The sequence below is a fragment of the Streptomyces sp. SID12501 genome (assembly GCF_010550245.1).
Taxonomy (GTDB): Bacteria; Actinomycetota; Actinomycetes; order Streptomycetales; family Streptomycetaceae; genus Streptomyces.
The window spans coordinates 282,793-300,281 of the sequence record NZ_JAAGLU010000007.1 but is presented as its reverse complement, the minus strand read 5'-3'; the positions used below and the strand labels follow the sequence as shown (position 1 = coordinate 300,281).

The 17,489-nt window shown below is 69.9% G+C and carries 16 protein-coding genes; 10 read left to right on the top strand and 6 right to left on the bottom strand.

All coding sequences use genetic code 11. The features are described 5' to 3' along the window. The first annotated feature begins 285 nt into the window (after window positions 1-285). From G3I71_RS10815 to G3I71_RS10785, 7 genes are all read left to right on the top strand, one after another. Window positions 286-1,086: a redox-sensing transcriptional repressor Rex gene (locus G3I71_RS10815; protein WP_164313735.1), complete on the top strand. Its 801-nt coding sequence runs from the start codon at window positions 286-288 to the stop codon at window positions 1,084-1,086. Continuing rightward, the gene (locus G3I71_RS10810) at window positions 1,083-2,909 is read left to right on the top strand and encodes a glutamyl-tRNA reductase (RefSeq protein WP_164313734.1); all 1,827 of its coding nucleotides are present in this window, start codon (window positions 1,083-1,085) and stop codon (window positions 2,907-2,909) included. Before G3I71_RS10815 ends, G3I71_RS10810 begins: the two co-directional genes overlap by 4 nt. After that, window positions 2,906-3,886 (top strand): hydroxymethylbilane synthase, encoded by a 981-nt coding sequence (hemC, locus tag G3I71_RS10805; protein ID WP_164313733.1) that lies wholly within the window; start codon window positions 2,906-2,908, stop codon window positions 3,884-3,886. The genes G3I71_RS10810 and hemC overlap by 4 nt, the downstream gene beginning before the upstream one ends. Then, on the top strand, window positions 3,883-5,589 hold the full coding sequence (locus G3I71_RS10800; protein WP_164313732.1) for a bifunctional uroporphyrinogen-III C-methyltransferase/uroporphyrinogen-III synthase: 1,707 nt from the start codon (window positions 3,883-3,885) through the stop codon (window positions 5,587-5,589). The genes hemC and G3I71_RS10800 overlap by 4 nt, the downstream gene beginning before the upstream one ends. Window positions 5,590-5,872: 283 nt before the next feature. Beyond that, window positions 5,873-6,862, top strand: coding sequence for a porphobilinogen synthase (hemB, locus tag G3I71_RS10795; protein WP_164313731.1), 990 nt, complete (start codon window positions 5,873-5,875; stop codon window positions 6,860-6,862). Between the two features lie 503 nt (window positions 6,863-7,365). Next, on the top strand, window positions 7,366-8,268 hold the full coding sequence (locus G3I71_RS10790) for an SAM-dependent methyltransferase (RefSeq protein WP_164313730.1): 903 nt from the start codon (window positions 7,366-7,368) through the stop codon (window positions 8,266-8,268). Between the two features lie 133 nt (window positions 8,269-8,401). After that, window positions 8,402-9,631, top strand: a complete 1,230-nt coding sequence (locus G3I71_RS10785) for a PLP-dependent aminotransferase family protein (protein WP_164313729.1) — start codon at window positions 8,402-8,404, stop codon at window positions 9,629-9,631. Window positions 9,632-9,751: 120 nt separating this feature from the next. Here G3I71_RS10785 and G3I71_RS10780 read toward each other — a convergent pair whose 3' ends face one another. Continuing rightward, window positions 9,752-10,546 (bottom strand): DUF4253 domain-containing protein, encoded by a 795-nt coding sequence (locus G3I71_RS10780; RefSeq protein WP_164313728.1) that lies wholly within the window; start codon window positions 10,544-10,546, stop codon window positions 9,752-9,754. A gap of 420 nt (window positions 10,547-10,966) precedes the next feature. On the opposite strand from G3I71_RS10780, the gene G3I71_RS10775 reads away from it, so the two are divergent. After that, entirely contained in the window at window positions 10,967-11,323 is a 357-nt protein-coding gene (locus G3I71_RS10775) for a DUF805 domain-containing protein (protein WP_164313727.1), read from the top strand. 85 nt (window positions 11,324-11,408) lie between these two features. Here the strand turns inward: G3I71_RS10775 and G3I71_RS10770 are convergent, their stop codons facing one another. Next, window positions 11,409-12,443: a 3-oxoacyl-ACP synthase III family protein gene (locus tag G3I71_RS10770; RefSeq protein WP_164313726.1), complete on the bottom strand. Its 1,035-nt coding sequence runs from the start codon at window positions 12,441-12,443 to the stop codon at window positions 11,409-11,411. Continuing rightward, window positions 12,440-14,281 (bottom strand): ThiF family adenylyltransferase, encoded by a 1,842-nt coding sequence (locus tag G3I71_RS52675; RefSeq protein ID WP_343242909.1) that lies wholly within the window; start codon window positions 14,279-14,281, stop codon window positions 12,440-12,442. Before G3I71_RS52675 ends, G3I71_RS10770 begins: the two co-directional genes overlap by 4 nt. A gap of 379 nt (window positions 14,282-14,660) precedes the next feature. On the opposite strand from G3I71_RS52675, the gene G3I71_RS10760 reads away from it, so the two are divergent. After that, window positions 14,661-14,972, top strand: coding sequence for a type II toxin-antitoxin system prevent-host-death family antitoxin (locus tag G3I71_RS10760; protein WP_203729839.1), 312 nt, complete (start codon window positions 14,661-14,663; stop codon window positions 14,970-14,972). A gap of 31 nt (window positions 14,973-15,003) precedes the next feature. Here G3I71_RS10760 and G3I71_RS10755 read toward each other — a convergent pair whose 3' ends face one another. Beyond that, window positions 15,004-15,585, bottom strand: a complete 582-nt coding sequence (locus tag G3I71_RS10755; protein ID WP_164313724.1) for a type II toxin-antitoxin system RelE/ParE family toxin — start codon at window positions 15,583-15,585, stop codon at window positions 15,004-15,006. 141 nt (window positions 15,586-15,726) lie between these two features. Between G3I71_RS10755 and G3I71_RS10750 the strand changes: the two genes are divergently transcribed. Next, on the top strand, window positions 15,727-16,365 hold the full coding sequence (locus G3I71_RS10750) for a helix-turn-helix domain-containing protein (protein ID WP_239149056.1): 639 nt from the start codon (window positions 15,727-15,729) through the stop codon (window positions 16,363-16,365). Here G3I71_RS10750 and G3I71_RS10745 read toward each other — a convergent pair. Beyond that, window positions 16,343-16,591 (bottom strand): DUF397 domain-containing protein, encoded by a 249-nt coding sequence (locus tag G3I71_RS10745; protein ID WP_164313723.1) that lies wholly within the window; start codon window positions 16,589-16,591, stop codon window positions 16,343-16,345. The genes G3I71_RS10750 and G3I71_RS10745 overlap by 23 nt on opposite strands. Further along, window positions 16,588-17,442, bottom strand: coding sequence for a helix-turn-helix transcriptional regulator (locus G3I71_RS10740; protein WP_239149055.1), 855 nt, complete (start codon window positions 17,440-17,442; stop codon window positions 16,588-16,590). The genes G3I71_RS10745 and G3I71_RS10740 overlap by 4 nt, the downstream gene beginning before the upstream one ends. Window positions 17,443-17,489 lie beyond the last annotated feature (47 nt).

Sequence of the window (17,489 nt, the reverse complement as noted above, 5' to 3'; positions counted from 1 at the left end):
GTCCGGAAAGTCGCTTAGGATCGAGTGCGGTTCAGATCTCGGGGGCGGGATTCATGAGGAGTGTGTGAGGTTTTGCCCCCGAACGGTGCCTGTGACGGCGAGGGACAGCGGTGCTTGTGCGCCGGTTCCATACGCGTGAGACAGGGGTGCGTGACCCCGGTCACGTTGGGTGGGCAAATCGGACACCATCTTTGTGCACGCGTTCACAAAGACATAGCCTGCATTCGACGGGGCGGTCCAGGAACGTGTGACCGCCTGCAGCCCCGCGCTACCCGCAGGAGCACCGTGGCAACTGGCCGAACTCACCGAACGGCGACCCGCAGCCGAGGGATTCCCGAGGCCACCGTCGCCAGGCTTCCGCTGTACCTCCGTGCGCTGACCGGACTGGCGGAGCGCTCGGTACCCACGGTCTCCTCCGAGGAACTGGCCGCCGCCGCGGGCGTCAACTCCGCGAAGCTGCGCAAGGACTTCTCGTACCTGGGCTCCTATGGGACGCGTGGTGTGGGGTACGACGTCGAGTATCTCGTCTATCAGATCTCGCGTGAGCTGGGCCTGACCCAGGACTGGCCGGTAGTGATCGTCGGCATCGGTAATCTCGGCGCCGCCCTCGCGAACTACGGCGGCTTCGCCTCCCGTGGATTCCGGGTGGCCGCCCTCATCGACGCCGATCCCGCGATGGCGGGAAAGCCCGTCGCCGGTATTCCGGTGCAGCACTCGGATGATCTGGAAAGGATCATCGCGGACAACGGCGTGTCCATTGGCGTTATCGCCACCCCCGCCGGTGCCGCTCAGCCCGTGTGCGAACGGCTCGTCGCCGCCGGTGTGACCTCCATTCTCAACTTCGCGCCCACCGTGCTGACCGTCCCGGACGGCGTCGACGTACGCAAGGTCGATCTCAGCATCGAGCTGCAGATCCTCGCCTTCCACGAGCAGCGCAAGGCGGGCGAGGTGGCCGACGCCGCCGCTGCCGCCGCCGAAGCCGTGGCGGACGGCACCGCCCCGGTGGTCGCGGCCAAGGTGCGGGGCGGCAGTGGTGGTCGTGGCAAAGGGCCTGACGGGGACGTTCCCGCCGTGATGCCGGCATGAGTCTCCTCGTCGTCGGGCTGAGCCACCGCAGCGCTCCCGTCAGCCTCCTCGAGCGCGCCGCGCTGTCCCAGGACGCGCAGATCAAGTTGCTTCAGGACACCGTCGCCGCCGAACCGGCGACCGAGGCCGCGCTGCTCGCCACCTGCAACCGCATCGAGCTGTACGCGGACGTGGACAAGTTCCACGCGGGTGTCGCCGAGGTGTCCACGCTGCTCGCCCAGCACAGCGGGGTGGGGCTGGACGAACTCACCCCGTACCTGTACGTGCACTACGAGGACCGGGCCGTCCACCACCTGTTCTCCGTCGCCTGTGGACTCGACTCCATGGTCGTCGGCGAGGGACAGGTCCTCGGGCAGATCAAGGACTCGCTCGCGCTCTCTCAGGAACTGCACTCCGCCGGCCGCCTGCTGAACGACCTGTTCCAGCAGGCCCTGCGGGTCGGCAAGCGCGCCCACTCCGAGACCGGCATCGACCGGGCCGGACAGTCCCTGGTCACCTTCGGGCTCCAGCAGCTCGCCGGGGGGAGGGGAGCCGGGGTTGCCGGGGGGTCGGTGGAATCCTGGGCCGCGGGCAAGAAAGCCCTGGTCATCGGTGCCGGATCCATGTCCTCACTCGCCGCCGCCACGCTCGCGCGGCTTGGGGTCGCCGAGATCGTCGTCGCCAACCGCACACCGGACCGTGCCGAGCGGCTCGCGCAGATCATCAACGAGAACAGCGAGAACAGTCAGTACGAGGGTCCCGACGGCCACGAGGGCGTTCCGGCGTCCGTGTCCGCCCGCGCGGTGCCGATCGAGTCGGTGCCCTTCGAGCTGACACGTGCCGATATAGCCGTTTCCTGTACCGGCGCGACCGGGCTGGTCCTCACCGCCGAGATCATCGCGGCGGCCGTCGAGGGCCGGGCGCCGGTGGACGAGGCCGGACTGTCCCCTCGTAGGACCGCGCAGGGTGACGTACGAGACGTACGAGGGGTTCTGCCGCCCACCAGCATCGGTACCGACGACGGCTGTCCGCTGGATCTGTCCGCCGGGCAGGCCGTGCAGGAGTCGGCCGGGTTCTCGGTGATGGGTGAGGCCGCCGTCGCCGGGATGGACGCGGCGACGCTGGAGCAGCACGCCGCCTGGGTGGACAACGGGACGGTCGATCGACGGGATGCGGCTCGTCGTACACCCGACGACGACCGTGAGCTGATCGCCGCGCTCGCCCTGACCGCGGCCACCCTCGGGCGGATTCCAGAGCAGCGGCGGCCCGAGATGCCGGCCGGTGTGCCGCGGCCCCCGGCCGTGCTCTCGCTGCTCGACCTGGCGATGCCCCGGGACGTCGACGCCGCCGCGCACCGGCTGGCCGGCGTGCGGCTGGTGGACATCGAGTCGCTGGCCGAGGCCTCGGCGGACGTTCCGATGGCGGCCGACGTGGACCAGGTCCGGCGGATCGTCGCCGACGAGGTCGCGGCCTTCGGGGCCGCCCTGCGGGCCGCGCACATCACGCCCACCGTCGTCGCGCTGCGCGCCATGGCCGCCGATGTCGTCGCCGGTGAGATCGCCCGCCTCGACGGGCGGCTGCCCGGGCTCGACGAGAAGCACCGCGCCGAGATCACGCAGACCGTGCGGCGCGTGGTCGACAAACTGCTGCACGCGCCGACCGTACGGGTCAAGCAGCTCGCGGCCGAGCCCGGCGGCGCCGGGTACGCGGACGCGCTGCGCACCCTGTTCGACCTCGACCAGGAGACGGTCGCCTCCGTGTCCCGGGCGGACCGGGCGGACCGGGCCGACGAGGACGCAGACCAGATCGCTGAGACGAACGCCGGAAGCCGAGGGCGAGCATGAGTGAGCCAGTACAAGGGGCGCTGAGACTTGGGACCAGGCGAAGTCAACTCGCCCTGGCCCAGTCCAGACAGGTCGCCGACGCCGTGCACCGGCTGACCGGGCGGCCCGTCGAGCTCGTGGAGATCACGACGTACGGCGACGTGTCCCGTGAGGACCTCGCCCAGATCGGTGGCACGGGCGTCTTCGTGACCGCCCTGCGGGACGCGTTGCTGCGCGGGGAGGTCGACTTCGCGGTGCACTCGCTCAAAGACCTGCCGACCGCGCAGCCCGACGACCTGGTGCTGGCCGCCGTACCCGAGCGCGAGGATCCGCGTGACGTACTGGTGGCGCGCGACGAGCTCAAGTTCACCGACCTGCCGCGCGGCGCGCGGGTCGGGACGGGCTCGACGCGGCGCACCGCCCAGCTGAACTCGTACGCGCGTGCCCATGACCTGGACATCGAGGTCGTACCGGTCCGGGGGAACGTCGACACCCGGATCGGGTTCGTGCGCGGTGGCGAGCTGGATGCGGTGGTGCTGGCCGCGGCCGGCCTCAACCGCATCGGGCGCGCCGACGAAGTGACCGACTTCCTGTCGGTCGACATGGTTCTGCCTGCCCCTGGCCAAGGGGCCCTGGCGATCGAGTGCAGAGCGGGGAACACCTCCCGCGACTCTGACCTGATCGCGGCACTCGGCGAGCTCGACGACCCGTACACTCGGGCCGCCGTGACCGCCGAACGGTCACTGCTCGCCGCCCTGGAGGCCGGTTGCAGCGCCCCTGTGGGCGCGCTGGCCGACCTGCTGGCCGACGGGCAGATTGTCAAGGAGATGCGCCTGCGCGGCGTCGTCGGCACGACCGACGGCTCGACGCTGGTGCAGCTGTCCACCACCGGTCCCGTGCCCGAGACGTACGACCAAGCAATGGCGCTCGGCCGTGTACTCGCAGCCGAGATGCTTGCCAAGGGCGCGGCCGGTCTGATGGGGGAGCGAGCACAGTGAGCCCCACCAACCTTCCCGCCGGTCCGGACCATGGGCACGTCACCTTTCTCGGTGCCGGACCCGGGGATCCGGGACTACTGACTCTGCGCGCCGTCGAGGCGCTGGCGGTCGCGGACGTACTGGTCGCCGAGCACGAGGTGCTCGACGTCGTACGCCCGCACGCCAGACAAGGCGTTGCCGAGCTGAACACCGAATTGGACACGCCTATTGGCAGCACGTATCCAGGCACAGGCACGCCTCAACTAACGGTTGTTGACGGCGCGTCAACGACCGCTGGTGTACCCGCTGTGCGGGATGCCGCACATCTTGTCATGGAGGCCGCACGGGGCGGCAGGCGGGTCGTACGTGCGGTGTCCGGGGATCCCGGGCTCGACGCGTACGCCGCCGGGGAGATGCTGGCGTGCGTTCGCGCCGGCGTCCCGTTCGAGGTGGTCCCGGGTATCGCGGCGGCCGTGGGCGTGCCCGCGTACGCAGGTGTGCCGCTGCGGGACGCGCAGGGCGCGGACGTCCGGTTCGTGGACGCCCGTACGGCGTCGGACCGCTGCTGGACCGAGGTCGGGGCTTCGGACGGGACGGTCGTCGTCTCGACGACGCTCGACTCGGTTGCCGCCGCCGCGGGCGAGCTGGTCGCGGCCGGGCGCAAGCCCGACACTCCGCTGACCGTGACGATCGCCGGGACCACGACGCGTCAGCGGACCTGGTCGGCCACGCTGGGGACCATTGCCCAGATGTTCAAGCAGGGCAAGGTCCTGCCGTCCCCCGACGGTGGCCGGCCCGTGATAGCCGTCGTCGGCGAGCGGTTCGCCGCCGCTCAGCGCGAGCAGCTGTCGTGGTTCGAGAACAAGCCGCTGTTCGGGTGGCGGGTGCTGGTGCCGCGCACGAAGGAGCAGTCGGCGTCGCTCTCCGACCAGCTGCGGTCCTACGGGGCCGTCCCGCACGAGGTGCCGACGATCGCCGTCGAGCCGCCGCGGACTCCGCAGCAGATGGAGCGGGCGGTCAAGGGGCTCGTCACGGGCCGCTATGAGTGGATCGCCTTCACCTCGGTGAACGCGGTGAAGGCGGTTCGTGAGAAGTTCGAGGAGTACGGGCTCGATGCCCGTGCCTTCGCCGGGATCAAGGTCGCGGCGGTGGGCGAGCAGACCGCCAAGGCGCTCATCGCCTTCGGCGTGAGGCCTGATCTGGTGCCCAGTGGGGAGCAGTCCGCTGCCGGCTTGCTGGACGACTGGCCTCCTTACGACCCGGTTTTCGATCCGATCGACCGCGTTTTCCTGCCTCGGGCCGACATCGCCACGGAGACGCTGGTGGCCGGGCTCATCGAGCTGGGCTGGGAGGTCGACGACGTCACGGCCTACCGGACCGTGCGGGCGTCGCCGCCGCCGCAGGAGACCCGGGAGGCGATCAAGGGGGGTGGCTTCGACGCCGTTCTCTTCACGTCGTCGTCCACCGTGCGGAACCTGGTGGGGATCGCGGGCAAGCCTCACAACGTGACGGTGATCGCGTGTATCGGGCCTGCCACGGCGAAGACCGCGGAGGAGCATGGGCTGCGGGTCGACGTGATGGCTCCGGAGCCGTCCGTGCACAAGTTGGCCGAGGCGTTGGCGGACTTCGGGCTGCGGCGGAGGGCTTCCGCCGTGGAGTCGGGGGATCCGGTCACCCGGCCCAGTGAGCGGCGGCCGGGTGCTCGGCGGAGGCGGACCACGTAGGTGGTGTGGGGTGGGGTGGTGTGGGGTGGGGGTTGCGGTGGGTTGTTCTCGCCCCCGCCCCCGCCGCCCCTACCCGTCCCATCCTGTCCCTGGGGGCTGTGCCCCCAGCCCCCTCTCCGGCCCTGAACGGGCCTTGTCCTCAATCGCCGGACGGGCTGGAAACGCGGGCCGGTGCTCGGAGGAATGCGGGTCGGTCCTCGGAGGAATACGGCCGGTCCTGCAAGGGGTGTCTGCCGACGTCGCGTCGGCAAAGGTGAGGGTGGGGCGGGCGTAGCGTGGGGGGATGTCGAAGTACGGATCCTTTCCCGGTGCGCGTCCTCGGCGGCTGCGTACCTCGCCTGTCATGCGGCGCATGGTCGCCGAGACCCGGCTGCATCCCGCCGACTTCATCCTTCCCGCCTTTGTGCGGGAAGGGGTGAGTGAGCCCGTTCCGATCTCCGCCATGCCCGGGGTCTTCCAGCACACCCGGGACAGTCTGAAGAAGGCTGCCGTGGACGCCGTGGCGGCAGGGGTCTCCGGGATCATGCTCTTCGGGGTGCCTGAGGAAGAGAAGAAGGACGCCCTCGGGACTCCCGGTACCGATCCGGACGGGATTCTCCAGGTCGCCATCCGCGATGTGCGGGCCGAGGTCGGGGACGACCTGCTCGTCATGTCCGATCTCTGTCTCGACGAGACCACCGATCACGGGCACTGCGGGGTGCTGGACACGCAAGGGCGTGTCGACAACGACGCCACCCTGGAGCGGTACGCCGAGATGGCTCAGGTACAGGCTGATGCCGGTGCGCATGTCGTGGGGCCCAGCGGGATGATGGACGGGCAGATCGGGGTCGTTCGCGATGCCCTTGATCAGATCGGGCGCGACGACGTCGCCATCCTCGCCTACACCGCCAAGTACGCGTCCGCCTTCTACGGGCCCTTCCGGGAAGCCGTCGGTTCCTCGCTGAAGGGGGACCGCAAGACGTATCAGCAGGACCCCGCCAACGTCCGGGAGTCGCTGAGGGAGCTGGCGCTCGACCTGGAGGAGGGCGCCGACATGGTCATGGTGAAGCCGGCCGGGCCCTATCTCGACATCCTCGCCCGCGTTGCCGACGCCGTGGAGGTGCCTGTCGTCGCCTATCAGATCTCCGGCGAGTACTCGATGGTCGAGGCCGCGGCGGAGAAGGGCTGGATCGACCGGGAGCGGGCCATCCTGGAGACCCTGACCGGGATCAAGCGCGCCGGGGCGCAGAACATCCTCACCTACTGGGCCACCGAGGCTGCCCGTATGTTGTGAGCCCTTCCGTGAGTCCTTCCGTGAGCCACTCCGAGGGCAGCTCCGGTGCCGGATGCGTGTCCGGGTTCCGAATTCGCGGATGCCGATGACGGGCCCTCGTCCCGTACGCCCTGGCCGTCCTCGCACGCCGTGAGTGTGGTGAGCGCGACGAGCGCGACCGCCGTGGCGGCGAACAGGCGCGTACGGGAGGTGCGTACGGACATGGGCGTGCCCTTTCGGAGGGGAAGGGAAGGGGAGGGTGACGGTGCCGTTCGGCTGGCAACAGCTTGTGCCGTGATCCGTCCCGGCACCATGTTTCGCTGCGAATCTGGGACGCCTGCCAGTGGACCACTGCGCTGACCTGCGGTGACGGCGTTCCGTTGCGGGATGGTCCGGGACGGCGGGAGCCGGTTCCGGGACGGTCCGACGGTCGATTTTCGATTTTCGAATATCAACTGCGGTCGGCAGCTAGGTTGTTGTCCGTTGAAGAGGTTTGGACACCAGGCTCCCCATGGAGATGCCACATGAGCGGCGATGCTCTCAGTCAGGACCCCGCCGAGCTGAGAAGGAGGATCGACTCCACCAAGGCCCACCCGGCCCGGGTGTACGACGTCTTCCTCGGCGGCAAGGACAACTACCCGGCCGACCGCAACGCGGCCGCCGCAGGGCTCGCCGCCAATCCGCGCGGATACCTGGACGTCCGGCACAACCGCGACTTCATGCGCCGCGCGGTGACCGCCATGGCGACGGACGAGGGCATCCGGCAGTTCCTCGACATCGGCACCGGCCTGCCCACGCAGGACAACGTCCACCAGATCGCCCAGCGCATCGCCCCCGACACCCGGGTCGTGTACGTCGACAACGACCCGATCGTCCTCGCCCACGCGCGCGCCCTGCTCACCAGCGGGCCGGAGGGCCGTACGGACTACATCGACGCCGACCTGGCCGACCCGGCCCAGATCCTCGAACACGCCCGCAAGACCCTCGACTTCGACCAGCCGATCGCGCTCGTCCTCGCGGCGGTCCTGCACTTCGTGGCGGAGCCGGAGGCGTACGACATCGTGCGTGAGCTGGTCGCCGCGCTGCCCTCCGGCAGCCGGCTCGTCCTCAGTCACCTCACCGAGGACCTGAACCCCGAGAACATCCGCGCGGTCCAACGGACGTACACCGAGCGCGGGTTCACCTTCGTGCTGCGGTCCAGGGCCGAGGTGGAACGCTTCTTCGAGGAGAACGGGCTCACCCTCGACGAGCCGGGCGTCGTGCCCGCCCACCACTGGCGTCCCGACGGTGGCGCGCCGGTCCCGGAGCAGGTCGACGCCGAGTACTTCGACTCCCTGGACGACATCGAGAAGGTCCGCTACCGCGACATCAACGACGTCACGGACGCGGACATCAACGTGTACGCGGCGAGTGGCCGAAAGGGCTGAGGCGGTACGGGCCGAAGTGGTACTGGCCGAAGCCGGCTCGGGCGTCCGGATGGTGAAAAGCGGTTGTAGGCGGCATGCATTTCCCTAGGGTGTGGGCAGAGCCGTATCGCCCGCCCGCCCGAAGGAGCCGCACATGACAGCCCAAGTGACAGCGACTTCCGCTTCCGTGCCCGCGCTCGCCGCGCGGGCACGGGCGGTCGGCGGGTCGGCCGTACGGGACATCCTGGCCGTCACCGCGCGGCCCGAGGTGATCAACTTCGCGGGCGGGCTGCCCGCACCCGAGTTGTTCGACGCGGAGGGCGTGGCCGCCGCGTTCCGGGACGTGTTCGCGGACACCCCCGCACGAGCCCTGCAGTACGCCACGACCGAGGGCGAGCCGACCCTGCGCGACGCGCTCGCCCTGCGGCACACCCGACGCGGTCTGCCCACCGACTCCGACGACCTGCTCGTCACCACCGGTTCCCAGCAGGCGCTGTCGCTGCTCGCCACCGCGCTGCTCGACCCCGGGGACGTCGTCCTGGTCGAAACCCCCTGCTATCTCGCGGCACTCCAGGTGTTCGGGCTGGCCGGCGCGCGCGTGATCGCCGTCCCCGGGGACGACGACGGGATCGGTCCGGGGGCGCTGGAGGAACTGGTCGTCCGCCACCGGCCCAAGCTGCTCTACACCGTGCCCAACTTCCGCAACCCGACCGGCCAGACCATGCCGGGTGAGCGCCGGGCGGCCGTGGCGGAGGTCGCCGCGCGGCTCGGGCTGTGGATCGTCGAGGACGATCCGTACGGCGAGCTGCGCTTCGAGGGTGGGCGCGTGCCGTGGATCGCGTCCTGTCCGGGGGCGGAGGACCGTACGGTCCTGCTCGGCTCCTTCTCCAAGGTCATGGCGCCCGGGCTGCGACTGGGCTGGATGCGGGCACCGGCGGAGCTGCTGCGGGCATGCACCGTCGCCAAGCAGGCCGCCGACCTGCACACTCCGACCGTCAACCAGCTCGCCGCCGCCCGGTATCTGGCCGACCGTGACCTCGACGCCCACGTGCGGCGCGTGGCCCGCGTCTACGGGGAGCGGCGCGACGCCATGCTCGACGGCATCGGGGAGGCGCTCCCCGAGGGCTCGACCTGGACCCGGCCCGAGGGTGGGATGTTTCTCTGGGCCCGGCTTCCGGAGGCGTACGACACCGGTGCGCTGCTGCGTGGAGTGGTGGAGCGGGGTGTCGCGTACGTCCCGGGGGCGGCCTTCTACGCGGGGGAGTTGGCAGGGGCGGACCGGGCCGGCGGTCCCGGCCGGGCGGCGATGCGGCTGTGCTTCGTCACCCAGACTCCGGGCGAGATCGGGGAGGGGCTGCGGCGGTTGGGGGCGGGACTGCGGTAGAGCTCCGCTGGGAGTCCGAGTCCGGTGTGCCGTCTGCGGGTCTGTCGTGGTTGGTCGCGCCTATGCGGCGGAGCCGCGAATGTCACAGCCCCGCGCCGCTGTCGGGGCGCGGAGGTGTTGTCAGTCCCACCAGAAGGACCAGGTCTGCTTGGTCAGCAGTTCGTGTTCGGCGTACGCGCGCAGGGTGGTGTGGACGCCCTGCGTGATGTTGTCCGGGCAGAACGCGAAGTGCTCGGCGGCTGTCGCTTCGGCCTCGGCGAGCGTGGTCGGCGGGGCCGCCACGGACAGCACCAGTTGGTTGAAGGTGAGCGCCAGGACCCGTATGCCGAAGCGGTCCTCCCAGGAGCGGAGTACCGCGCAGAGGCGGGCCGTGTCGCTCTCGTAGTTCACGGGGCCCGACCAGCCGATCGCGGCGGGGATGTCGGCGGAACGGCGGGCGGGGACGAGGGCGAGTCGCGGTTCCTTGAAGGAGGAGCCGGGGGAGAGGAGCGAGTCGGCCAGTCGGGCCGCCAGGTCGTCGGCCCGCCTGGCATCCGTGCCCATGGTGGCGGGGGCCAGGCCTGGCCAGGTCTCGTCCTGTGCCGCGTACTCCTCCCAGAATCCGGCGAGGACCTCCTCGGGGTCGTGGTCCCCGGGGTAGGACGTGTCGGCGGGCATCAACTCCCACTCCTCGGGCCCGCCTTGGCCGCCGCCCACCTCTATGACCACCGGGAGGAGCCCGGCGGGCCGGGACGCGTCGTGTTGCGTGGTCCAGTCGCCGGGGGCGGAGGGCGCGTCGGCGTGCCAGAGGAGGGGCTCGTGCCACGGGCCCTCGTCCGTCGCGTAGATCAGCCTCCCGGCGGGGAGGGCGAGGCCGAGTGTGCTGCCGGTCGGGTCGGCCGCGAGGTGGGGCAGCGGGTTGGGAAGTGTCGCCATGCCGGTGACTGTAGGGCCTGCCACTGACATTGATATGGGTAGGCCCTGCCACTGAAAGCAGGCCCTGGGAGGCATGGCGGGGGAGAGCGGGCGGGCAACGGTTCGAGATCGTTACGGTGTCGGTGCGGCCTCGAACGTGCGTCGGACTGGCGTAGAACTGGCAATGGATCGGCCATCGTTCGGCAGCCAGAAGGGTTCGGCGGCGTGAATTCCCGGTGTTCGGGGCGCCATTCTCGATGATCTTGCGTTGATCTGTCCGTAAATCGACATCTCTGAATCGCCCCTGGTTCCGTGGGCTGGGCAGATTGATGCCCATGACCTGTAACGCCGAACCCTATTGACGAGTTCCCGCCAATCTACGTAACTTCTCCCCTTGGCCTGATCCGCTCGGCGGGCCCACATCGCTCCCTGGGGGATCCCATGAACTATTACCTCGACGTGCTCAAGAAGTACGTGGTGTTCAGCGGGCGTGCGCGCCGCAAGGAATACTGGATGTTCGCGCTGATCTCGATCGTCATCAGCATCGTGCTGACGATCATCGACAAGTTCATCGGCGTCCAGATCCTCAGCACCGTGTACGCCCTGGCCGTCTTCCTGCCCGGCCTGGCGCTCAACGTGCGCCGGCTGCACGACACGGGCCGTTCGGGCTGGTGGCTCCTGATCGTGTTCGTCCCGCTCGTCGGCGCGATCACGCTGCTTGTCTTCGCCTGCCTCGAGGGCGACCAGGGCGAGAACAAGTACGGCCACAACCCGAAGTTCGCCCCGACGCACATCTGACGTTCGCACCGAGGGCATCGTCCCCGTGCCCTGGCCGCCCGGTTTCTTCTCCGGGCGGCCTTCGTGTTCTCCGGGCCCACGGTGATCAGGCCTGGCGCAGGCAGAGGGTGCCCCAGTGGAAGCCGGCGCCGATGGCGCACATGACGTAGGTGTCTCCGGGGCGGAGCCGGCCGGCCGTGGTGGTGTGGTGCAGGGCGGTGAACAGGCCGGCGGCGCCTGTGTTGCCGAGCCGGTCGAGGGTGATGGGAGCCCGGTCGGCCGGGATGTCCAGGCGGCGCAGGGTCTCCTGGAGGATGTTGATGTTGGCCTGGTGGAAGAAGTAGTGGTCGATCTCGGTGGGGGTCAGGCCTGCCTGGCGGGTGGCGCTGGTGACGCTCTCGGGGAGGCGGGTGGTCGCGGTCTCCCACACGGCGGGTCCGTCCATGGAGACGTAGTGGGCTCCGGCGGCGACCGTGTCGGCAGTGGTGGGGAGGCGGGAGCCGCCCCCGGGGATCTGGACGGCGTAGGACAGCTTCGAGCCGATGTCGTACGAGAGCAGTCCTGCTCCCGCGGTCTCGGCGCGGGTGAGCACCACCGCGGCAGCGGCGTCGCCGAAGAAGACTCCTCCGGTGCGGTCCGTGGGGCGGATGACGCGGGAGGCGCAGTCGGCGCCGATGACGAGCACGGTGCTGATGGAGGGGTTCTGCAGGAGGTGGGCCGCCAGCAGCACGGCGTGCACGCCGGAGGCGCAGGCGGCCTGGGCGACGTCGAGGGCCAGGGCCCTGGTGGCGCCGAGAGCGCTTTTGACGATGGCCGAGGTGGAGGGCAGGGGCTGGTCGGCGGTGTAGCTGGCCACGATGACCGCGTCCAGGTCCCCAGGCGCGAACCGGGCGGCTTCGAGGGCGGGTCGGGCGGCGGCCACGCACATGTCGGAGGTGGCCAGTTCGGGTGCCAGCCGCCGGCGTTCACGGATCCCGGTGCGGGCCGTGATCCATTCGTCGCTCGTCCTCAGGTTCCGGGTGAGGTCCTTGTTGGTCACGATCGCAGGGGGCAGGTGCAGGCCGGTGCCGGTGACCGCGAAGGGGACCGGCAGGCCGGCGCCGGTGTGGGTGTCTGTGGTCTGCTCGCAGGCCAGGGTCATGCCAGGGTGCTCCGGTCGGCAGAGGTGAGGAGTTCCAGGTCGGTGTAGAACCGGCCTGAGGGGCGGGGGCGGCCCAGCAGGATGCGGCGAGCGGCTTCCGCGGTCAGCGCACCGCCGAGCGCGACGCCCGAGGCGAGCTGGGGCCAGCTGCTGAGGGTGGTGCCGATCTGCGGGACGGCGGCGGCCAGTTCCGGGCTGATGCGCTCCCGGTCGACCATGGTGAGGATGACGTCGACCGTCTCCTCGAAGGTGAGGTCGGTCAGGTCGCCGGAGGTGGTGTCGCCGAGCAGCCCGTGCAGCAGGGGCCGGTCGGGTTCGAGGTCGAAGCGTTCGACGTCCAGCAGCCCCCGGTCGTTCGCGTCCATCACGACCGGGATTCCCAGGGCGCGGGCGCGCTCACGGGCGGCGACCTTCACGTAGGGGGTGTCGCACTCCTCGACGAGGAGGTCGATGGGGCCCGCGCCGCCGGTGAAGAACTCGTCCATCGTGTCGTCGGTGAGACCGCCGGGGTAGATCTCGATGTCCAGCCAGGGGTCGATCTCCAGCATCTGGCGGGCCGCGATCACGCACTTGTTCAGACCCAGGTGGTGCACGCCCGCGCGCAGCCGGTTCAGGTTGGAGACGCTGAGGGTGTCGAAGTCGGCGAGTTTGAACGCGCCTCCGATGCCCTCCATGGCGAAGGTCAGGGCCGCGCTGCTGCCGACCGACAGGCCGATGATCCCCACGCGCTGTCGCAGAAGCCGGCGCTGTTCGGGGCGTTCGATCCGGCCCCGGTTGCGGTCGGTGCGCACCAGCCGGAACTCCTCGCGGGGCAGCAGGTGGACCAGGCGCCCCGACCACGGGTACCAGGCCCAGGTCCCGTACTCGCGCGGCGCGATCCCGTCCAGCTGTTCCGCCACGGCCCGCTCGACGGCTTCCGGCGAGGTGCGCAGGACGGGCTCACGGCTGGTGACCAGTTCCCTCAGCTGATCCTCGATGGTGTCCATGACCTGGCGGACCTCGCCGGAGTCGAGCAGTGCCTCGAAGGCCCGCCGGTCCTCGTCACGCCCCAGGTCGTGCAGCACCGGCTGCCAGCAGTCGTCCGTCGCGTCGGCGATGCGGTGTACGGCGGCTTCCGTGACCGGGGCGGCGGAGCGGCGGGGCTTCGTCTCCCGGGGCTGTCCCTGACTCTCCACAAGGGCCGCGTCGAGCCCGGCCTGCCGCGCGGAGACGGTCGCGGACGGGAAGACGTCCTCCAACTGCTCGACCAGGCCGCTGTACTCGCCGCCCGGGGCCGCAGCCCGGTACAGCATGATCATCACGTCCTCGGTGTACCGCTCGACGTACCGGCGCGTTCCCGGTACCGGGCGGAACCCGAACCGCTCGTGGAAGCGGTCCTGCCCGTCGGCCGTACCCGACGTCCCGATCATGGCCTTGGCGCCGAGACACCGTGCGGCAGCGATGGCGAAGGCGTTCAGATGCACCCCCAGGCCCAGCTTGCGCGCCTGGTGCTCGACCACCAGACGACTGTGCTCGAACGTTTCCGCAACGCCGAGACCGTGCTCCCGCAGTACCTCCTCGTAGCGTTCCGCCCCCAGATACGACCGGGTCTGGAACAACTCGCCGGTCTCCGGCGTCGAGAGCCTCACGTATCCCAGCGGGTGGCTGTCCGTCTCCCGCCGCCCGATGAAGTGCCAGGCGCCGAAGTCCAGCTCCTGCTCATCGGCGTATCCGCCGTCCGCCGTCCGGAAATCAGGCCTCCGGCCGCGGTCGAACAGAATCCTCGCCCGCAGCTCCCGGATCCGACCGACCAACCCGGCCGCCTCCGGATCCCCCGGCGCGATGCGGAACGCGGACACGCTCCACGGCACCCCAACGGGCACATCGACATCCCTGTCCCTCACACTCACGAACAACCCACCCTCTCGGCTGGCGCGCACTCATCTGCCGCGCTCCACAGCGCACGCCGGGCGCACACCCGAGATGACAACGACCGCCCCGCTGATCGGTTGTCGGCCAACCGGCCTAGATCATCGGGAATCTGTCCGGGGGTGTCCCGGGGGTCGTGGCATGGGGCGCGGGGTGCGCAGCGTAAGAGGGGGAGGGGAGGGGGAGGGGAGGGGGAGAGGCTGAGAGGGCGTGGACCGGGTACGCGGCAGGGCCCGCGACGGGGAACGTGTTCTCCAGGTACTCACGGAAATCTGTACAGGTTCTGCTGGTAAATTGTATAGTTTTTCCATGTCGATCCTCTGCGAGAACCCGACCGTGCTCTCCGTCACCGAAGCCACGGGCAAAGGAGTCGCCGGGCTGGTCAAGGCGGCCGAGGCGGGTGAGGACATCATGGTCGAGCGGCATCACAAGCCGGTGGCCGCCGTGATCGGTGTGGAGCGACTGCGCAGGCTGGAGGAGTTCGAGGAAGACCTCCTGGACGCGCTCCTCGTGCTGACCCGGGCCGCCACGGACAGTGGTGACCGTAGCTCGCTCGATGATGTGCTGCGCCGCTTCGGGGTGGACCGGGAGGGTCTCGGCGCGGATATCCCGAAGCGCTGACCGGCTGGCTGAGTGTCCGGCCGACCGGGTGTCAGACACCCTCTGGCGGGCATTCCCTGCGCGGCCAGTCGCGCGGTCGGCCCATCCAGTCCTCCCAGGCGGTGATCGCCTCCTCCAGGCTCATCGCCAGGACCCGCTCCGGGGGAAGGCCCGCCTTGTCGGTCAGTCGGCTGACGAGCCAGTCCGGTACGGGGTCCGGAGGCGGCGCTGCGACGGCGGCGCCCGTGTCGAGGCCGAACCTGTCGAGCAGGTCTCGCAGGTTTCGGGCGGCCGGGGTGTCGGGCAAGTGCGAGAGCCTGGTCCGGAGTTCGTCGTAGACGGCCGAGTTCTCGCGAGGGCCGACGGCCCACACCTCGGAGATCTCCACGCTGGTCGTGCCGTCCACTTCCTCGACCACCCGCCATACGATGCGCCAGTGCCGGTCGCCGACGACGAGCCTTCGCCAGCCGACGAGGTCACCGACCAGTGGCCTGCCCGCGTACGGGTCGCGCTCCAGCAGCAACACCTTCTGCAGGGCGGCACGCGCGATCTGCGGATCCCGGCGGTGCAGAGCCGCCAGGTCGGCTACGGCTGCGTCGGTGAACCGTACGGGGTGACGTGGCGTGTCCGGCATGCGGCCGACGGTATCGGGGAGCTGTCACTACTCGCAACCGCCTTGATTGATAAGTACGGTGGTTCGCATGGCGAACGTCAAATACCTCATGACAATTATGGCACTTGACGATTCTTGGCTGACGGCGACGGAGATGCCTTGATGGATATTACGACGAGTGTCGCCGCGGAGGAACTCGGCGTATCGGCGAACACCTTCAAGAAACTGGTCGTCGCCGGGCTGTTGCCCGACGTCCGCAGGCGTGGCAACCGAACCGTGGTTCCGGCGGCCGACGTACGTGCGCTCGCCCGGCGTGACACGGTCGACCTCGAAGCGCTGGATGGTCCGGAACTGCCCGTGCTCCGGGTGGGGCCCGCCGAGCCGGTGCCGGAGGATCCGGAGCGGGCGTGGATCGGGTACGCGGCGGGGCTCGCGCCTGAGGACATGTACGAGGCGCTGCGCGGCTGGTGGCGCTGCGATCCGGAACGGGTGCTGCGTGCGGGCGTGCTGGCTGTGACCGTCGGGCCGTACGTCGTCGCGGTGCTCACCGGGTTCCGGGGCGCCGAGCCGGACGGCGCCGGCCGTTACCGCTTCTCGGCGCGACTGGCGGGGTTCACCAGCGACCTGGTCACTCCGGTTCAGGTCGTACGCGCGGACGTACCTGGCGCCGACGAGGCGCGGCGCCTGCTGGGCAGACGCCTCGACTCGGAATCCGGGGGGCCCGTCGCGTATGTGCGGAGAGTGGCGAGCGAGAAGGGCCAGGGTCCGGGCGCGGTGATCAGCGGGCCGCGTACGCCGTGAACGCCGTCCAGGCCTGCCGGGTGGTGGTGAAGGTGGGGCCGGTTTCGGGGTTCGGGCTCTTGGAGTCGCGGACGTGGATGGTGTGGGGGCAGGTGGCTACCTCCACGCACTGGCCGCCCTCGCTGCCGCTGTAGCTGGACTTCCGCCAGGTGTACGCGACTTCGAGGCACGCGCCGCCCTCGTCGCTGCTGTAGCTCGACTTGAACCACTCAAGTGCGGTGCTCATACATCTCCTAGCAGGCGGTCGAGCAGGCCCCTGGACTCCCGTGGAGACAGGGCCTGTGACCGCAGCATTGCATATTTACGGCCCAGGATGGACACCTCGTCCGGGTCGGAAACCCACTGGCTGCCGCGCTGGCTCTCGGTGTACGCGACGTGCTGGTGGTCGGGTGTCTCCAGGAGGATGAAGGGGCCGGCGAGTCCCGCGTGCGAGAGTGAGTCCGTCGGCAGGAACTGGAGTGTCAGGCCCGGGAGTTCGGCGCATGCGCGCAGGTGGCGGAGCTGGTCGCGGCGCGTCCCCGGGCCGCCCACGCCGAGGTTCAGGACAGGCTCCCAGACGATGAAGCTCATCGTCGGCGGACACCTGCGCTGGAGGATCTCCTGGCGCTCGATGCGGCCCGCTGTCTTGGCCTGGAGTTCCTCCTCGTCGTACGCCGGTACGCGCTCGCTCATGACCGCGTACGCGTACGGCTCGGTCTGGAGCAGGCCCGGCAGGACCGCGTTGTCGTACCAGGACAGGGAGATGGCCTCGCGCTCGTGCTCCATGTACTCCTCCGCGAACAGGGGGAACTGGTCGATCTCCGGGAGTTCCTCGACCCCGGCCACCAACATGCCCTTGAGGCCGAGGAGTTGGTCGATCTGCTCGGCCAGGTCGTACATCAGGGCGCGGCGGCCCTGTTCGATCGAGGCGATCGTCTCCTCGTCGATCAGGAGTTCCTCGGCCAGCGAACGTTGCGTGTAACCCGCCGTTTTGCGGGCCGCCTGCAACTGCTTGCCCAGCATCCTCATCGCCGAGTAGTTCTTCTTCCGCGAACTCAGCGAATTCCGCGAGTTCCGCGAGCGGTTTCCGTGACTCATGCCCCTCCAACTCCCCACCTCTGCCCGGCCCCGACCCTGGAGGAACC

Coding starts and splice junctions, on each gene's coding strand:
- hemB (WP_164313731.1), top strand. CDS start 5,873: ATGTCGAAGTACGGATCCTTTCCCGGTGCGCGTCCTCGGCGGCTGCGT.
- hemC (WP_164313733.1), top strand. CDS start 2,906: ATGAGTGAGCCAGTACAAGGGGCGCTGAGACTTGGGACCAGGCGAAGT.
- G3I71_RS10770 (WP_164313726.1), bottom strand. CDS start 12,443: ATGACCCTGGCCTGCGAGCAGACCACAGACACCCACACCGGCGCCGGC.
- G3I71_RS10775 (WP_164313727.1), top strand. CDS start 10,967: ATGAACTATTACCTCGACGTGCTCAAGAAGTACGTGGTGTTCAGCGGG.
- G3I71_RS10740 (WP_239149055.1), bottom strand. CDS start 17,442: ATGAGTCACGGAAACCGCTCGCGGAACTCGCGGAATTCGCTGAGTTCG.
- G3I71_RS10810 (WP_164313734.1), top strand. CDS start 1,083: ATGAGTCTCCTCGTCGTCGGGCTGAGCCACCGCAGCGCTCCCGTCAGC.
- G3I71_RS10750 (WP_239149056.1), top strand. CDS start 15,727: ATGGATATTACGACGAGTGTCGCCGCGGAGGAACTCGGCGTATCGGCG.
- G3I71_RS10745 (WP_164313723.1), bottom strand. CDS start 16,591: ATGAGCACCGCACTTGAGTGGTTCAAGTCGAGCTACAGCAGCGACGAG.
- G3I71_RS10755 (WP_164313724.1), bottom strand. CDS start 15,585: ATGCCGGACACGCCACGTCACCCCGTACGGTTCACCGACGCAGCCGTA.
- G3I71_RS10785 (WP_164313729.1), top strand. CDS start 8,402: ATGACAGCCCAAGTGACAGCGACTTCCGCTTCCGTGCCCGCGCTCGCC.
- G3I71_RS10780 (WP_164313728.1), bottom strand. CDS start 10,546: ATGGCGACACTTCCCAACCCGCTGCCCCACCTCGCGGCCGACCCGACC.
- G3I71_RS10760 (WP_203729839.1), top strand. CDS start 14,661: ATGTCGATCCTCTGCGAGAACCCGACCGTGCTCTCCGTCACCGAAGCC.
- G3I71_RS10790 (WP_164313730.1), top strand. CDS start 7,366: ATGAGCGGCGATGCTCTCAGTCAGGACCCCGCCGAGCTGAGAAGGAGG.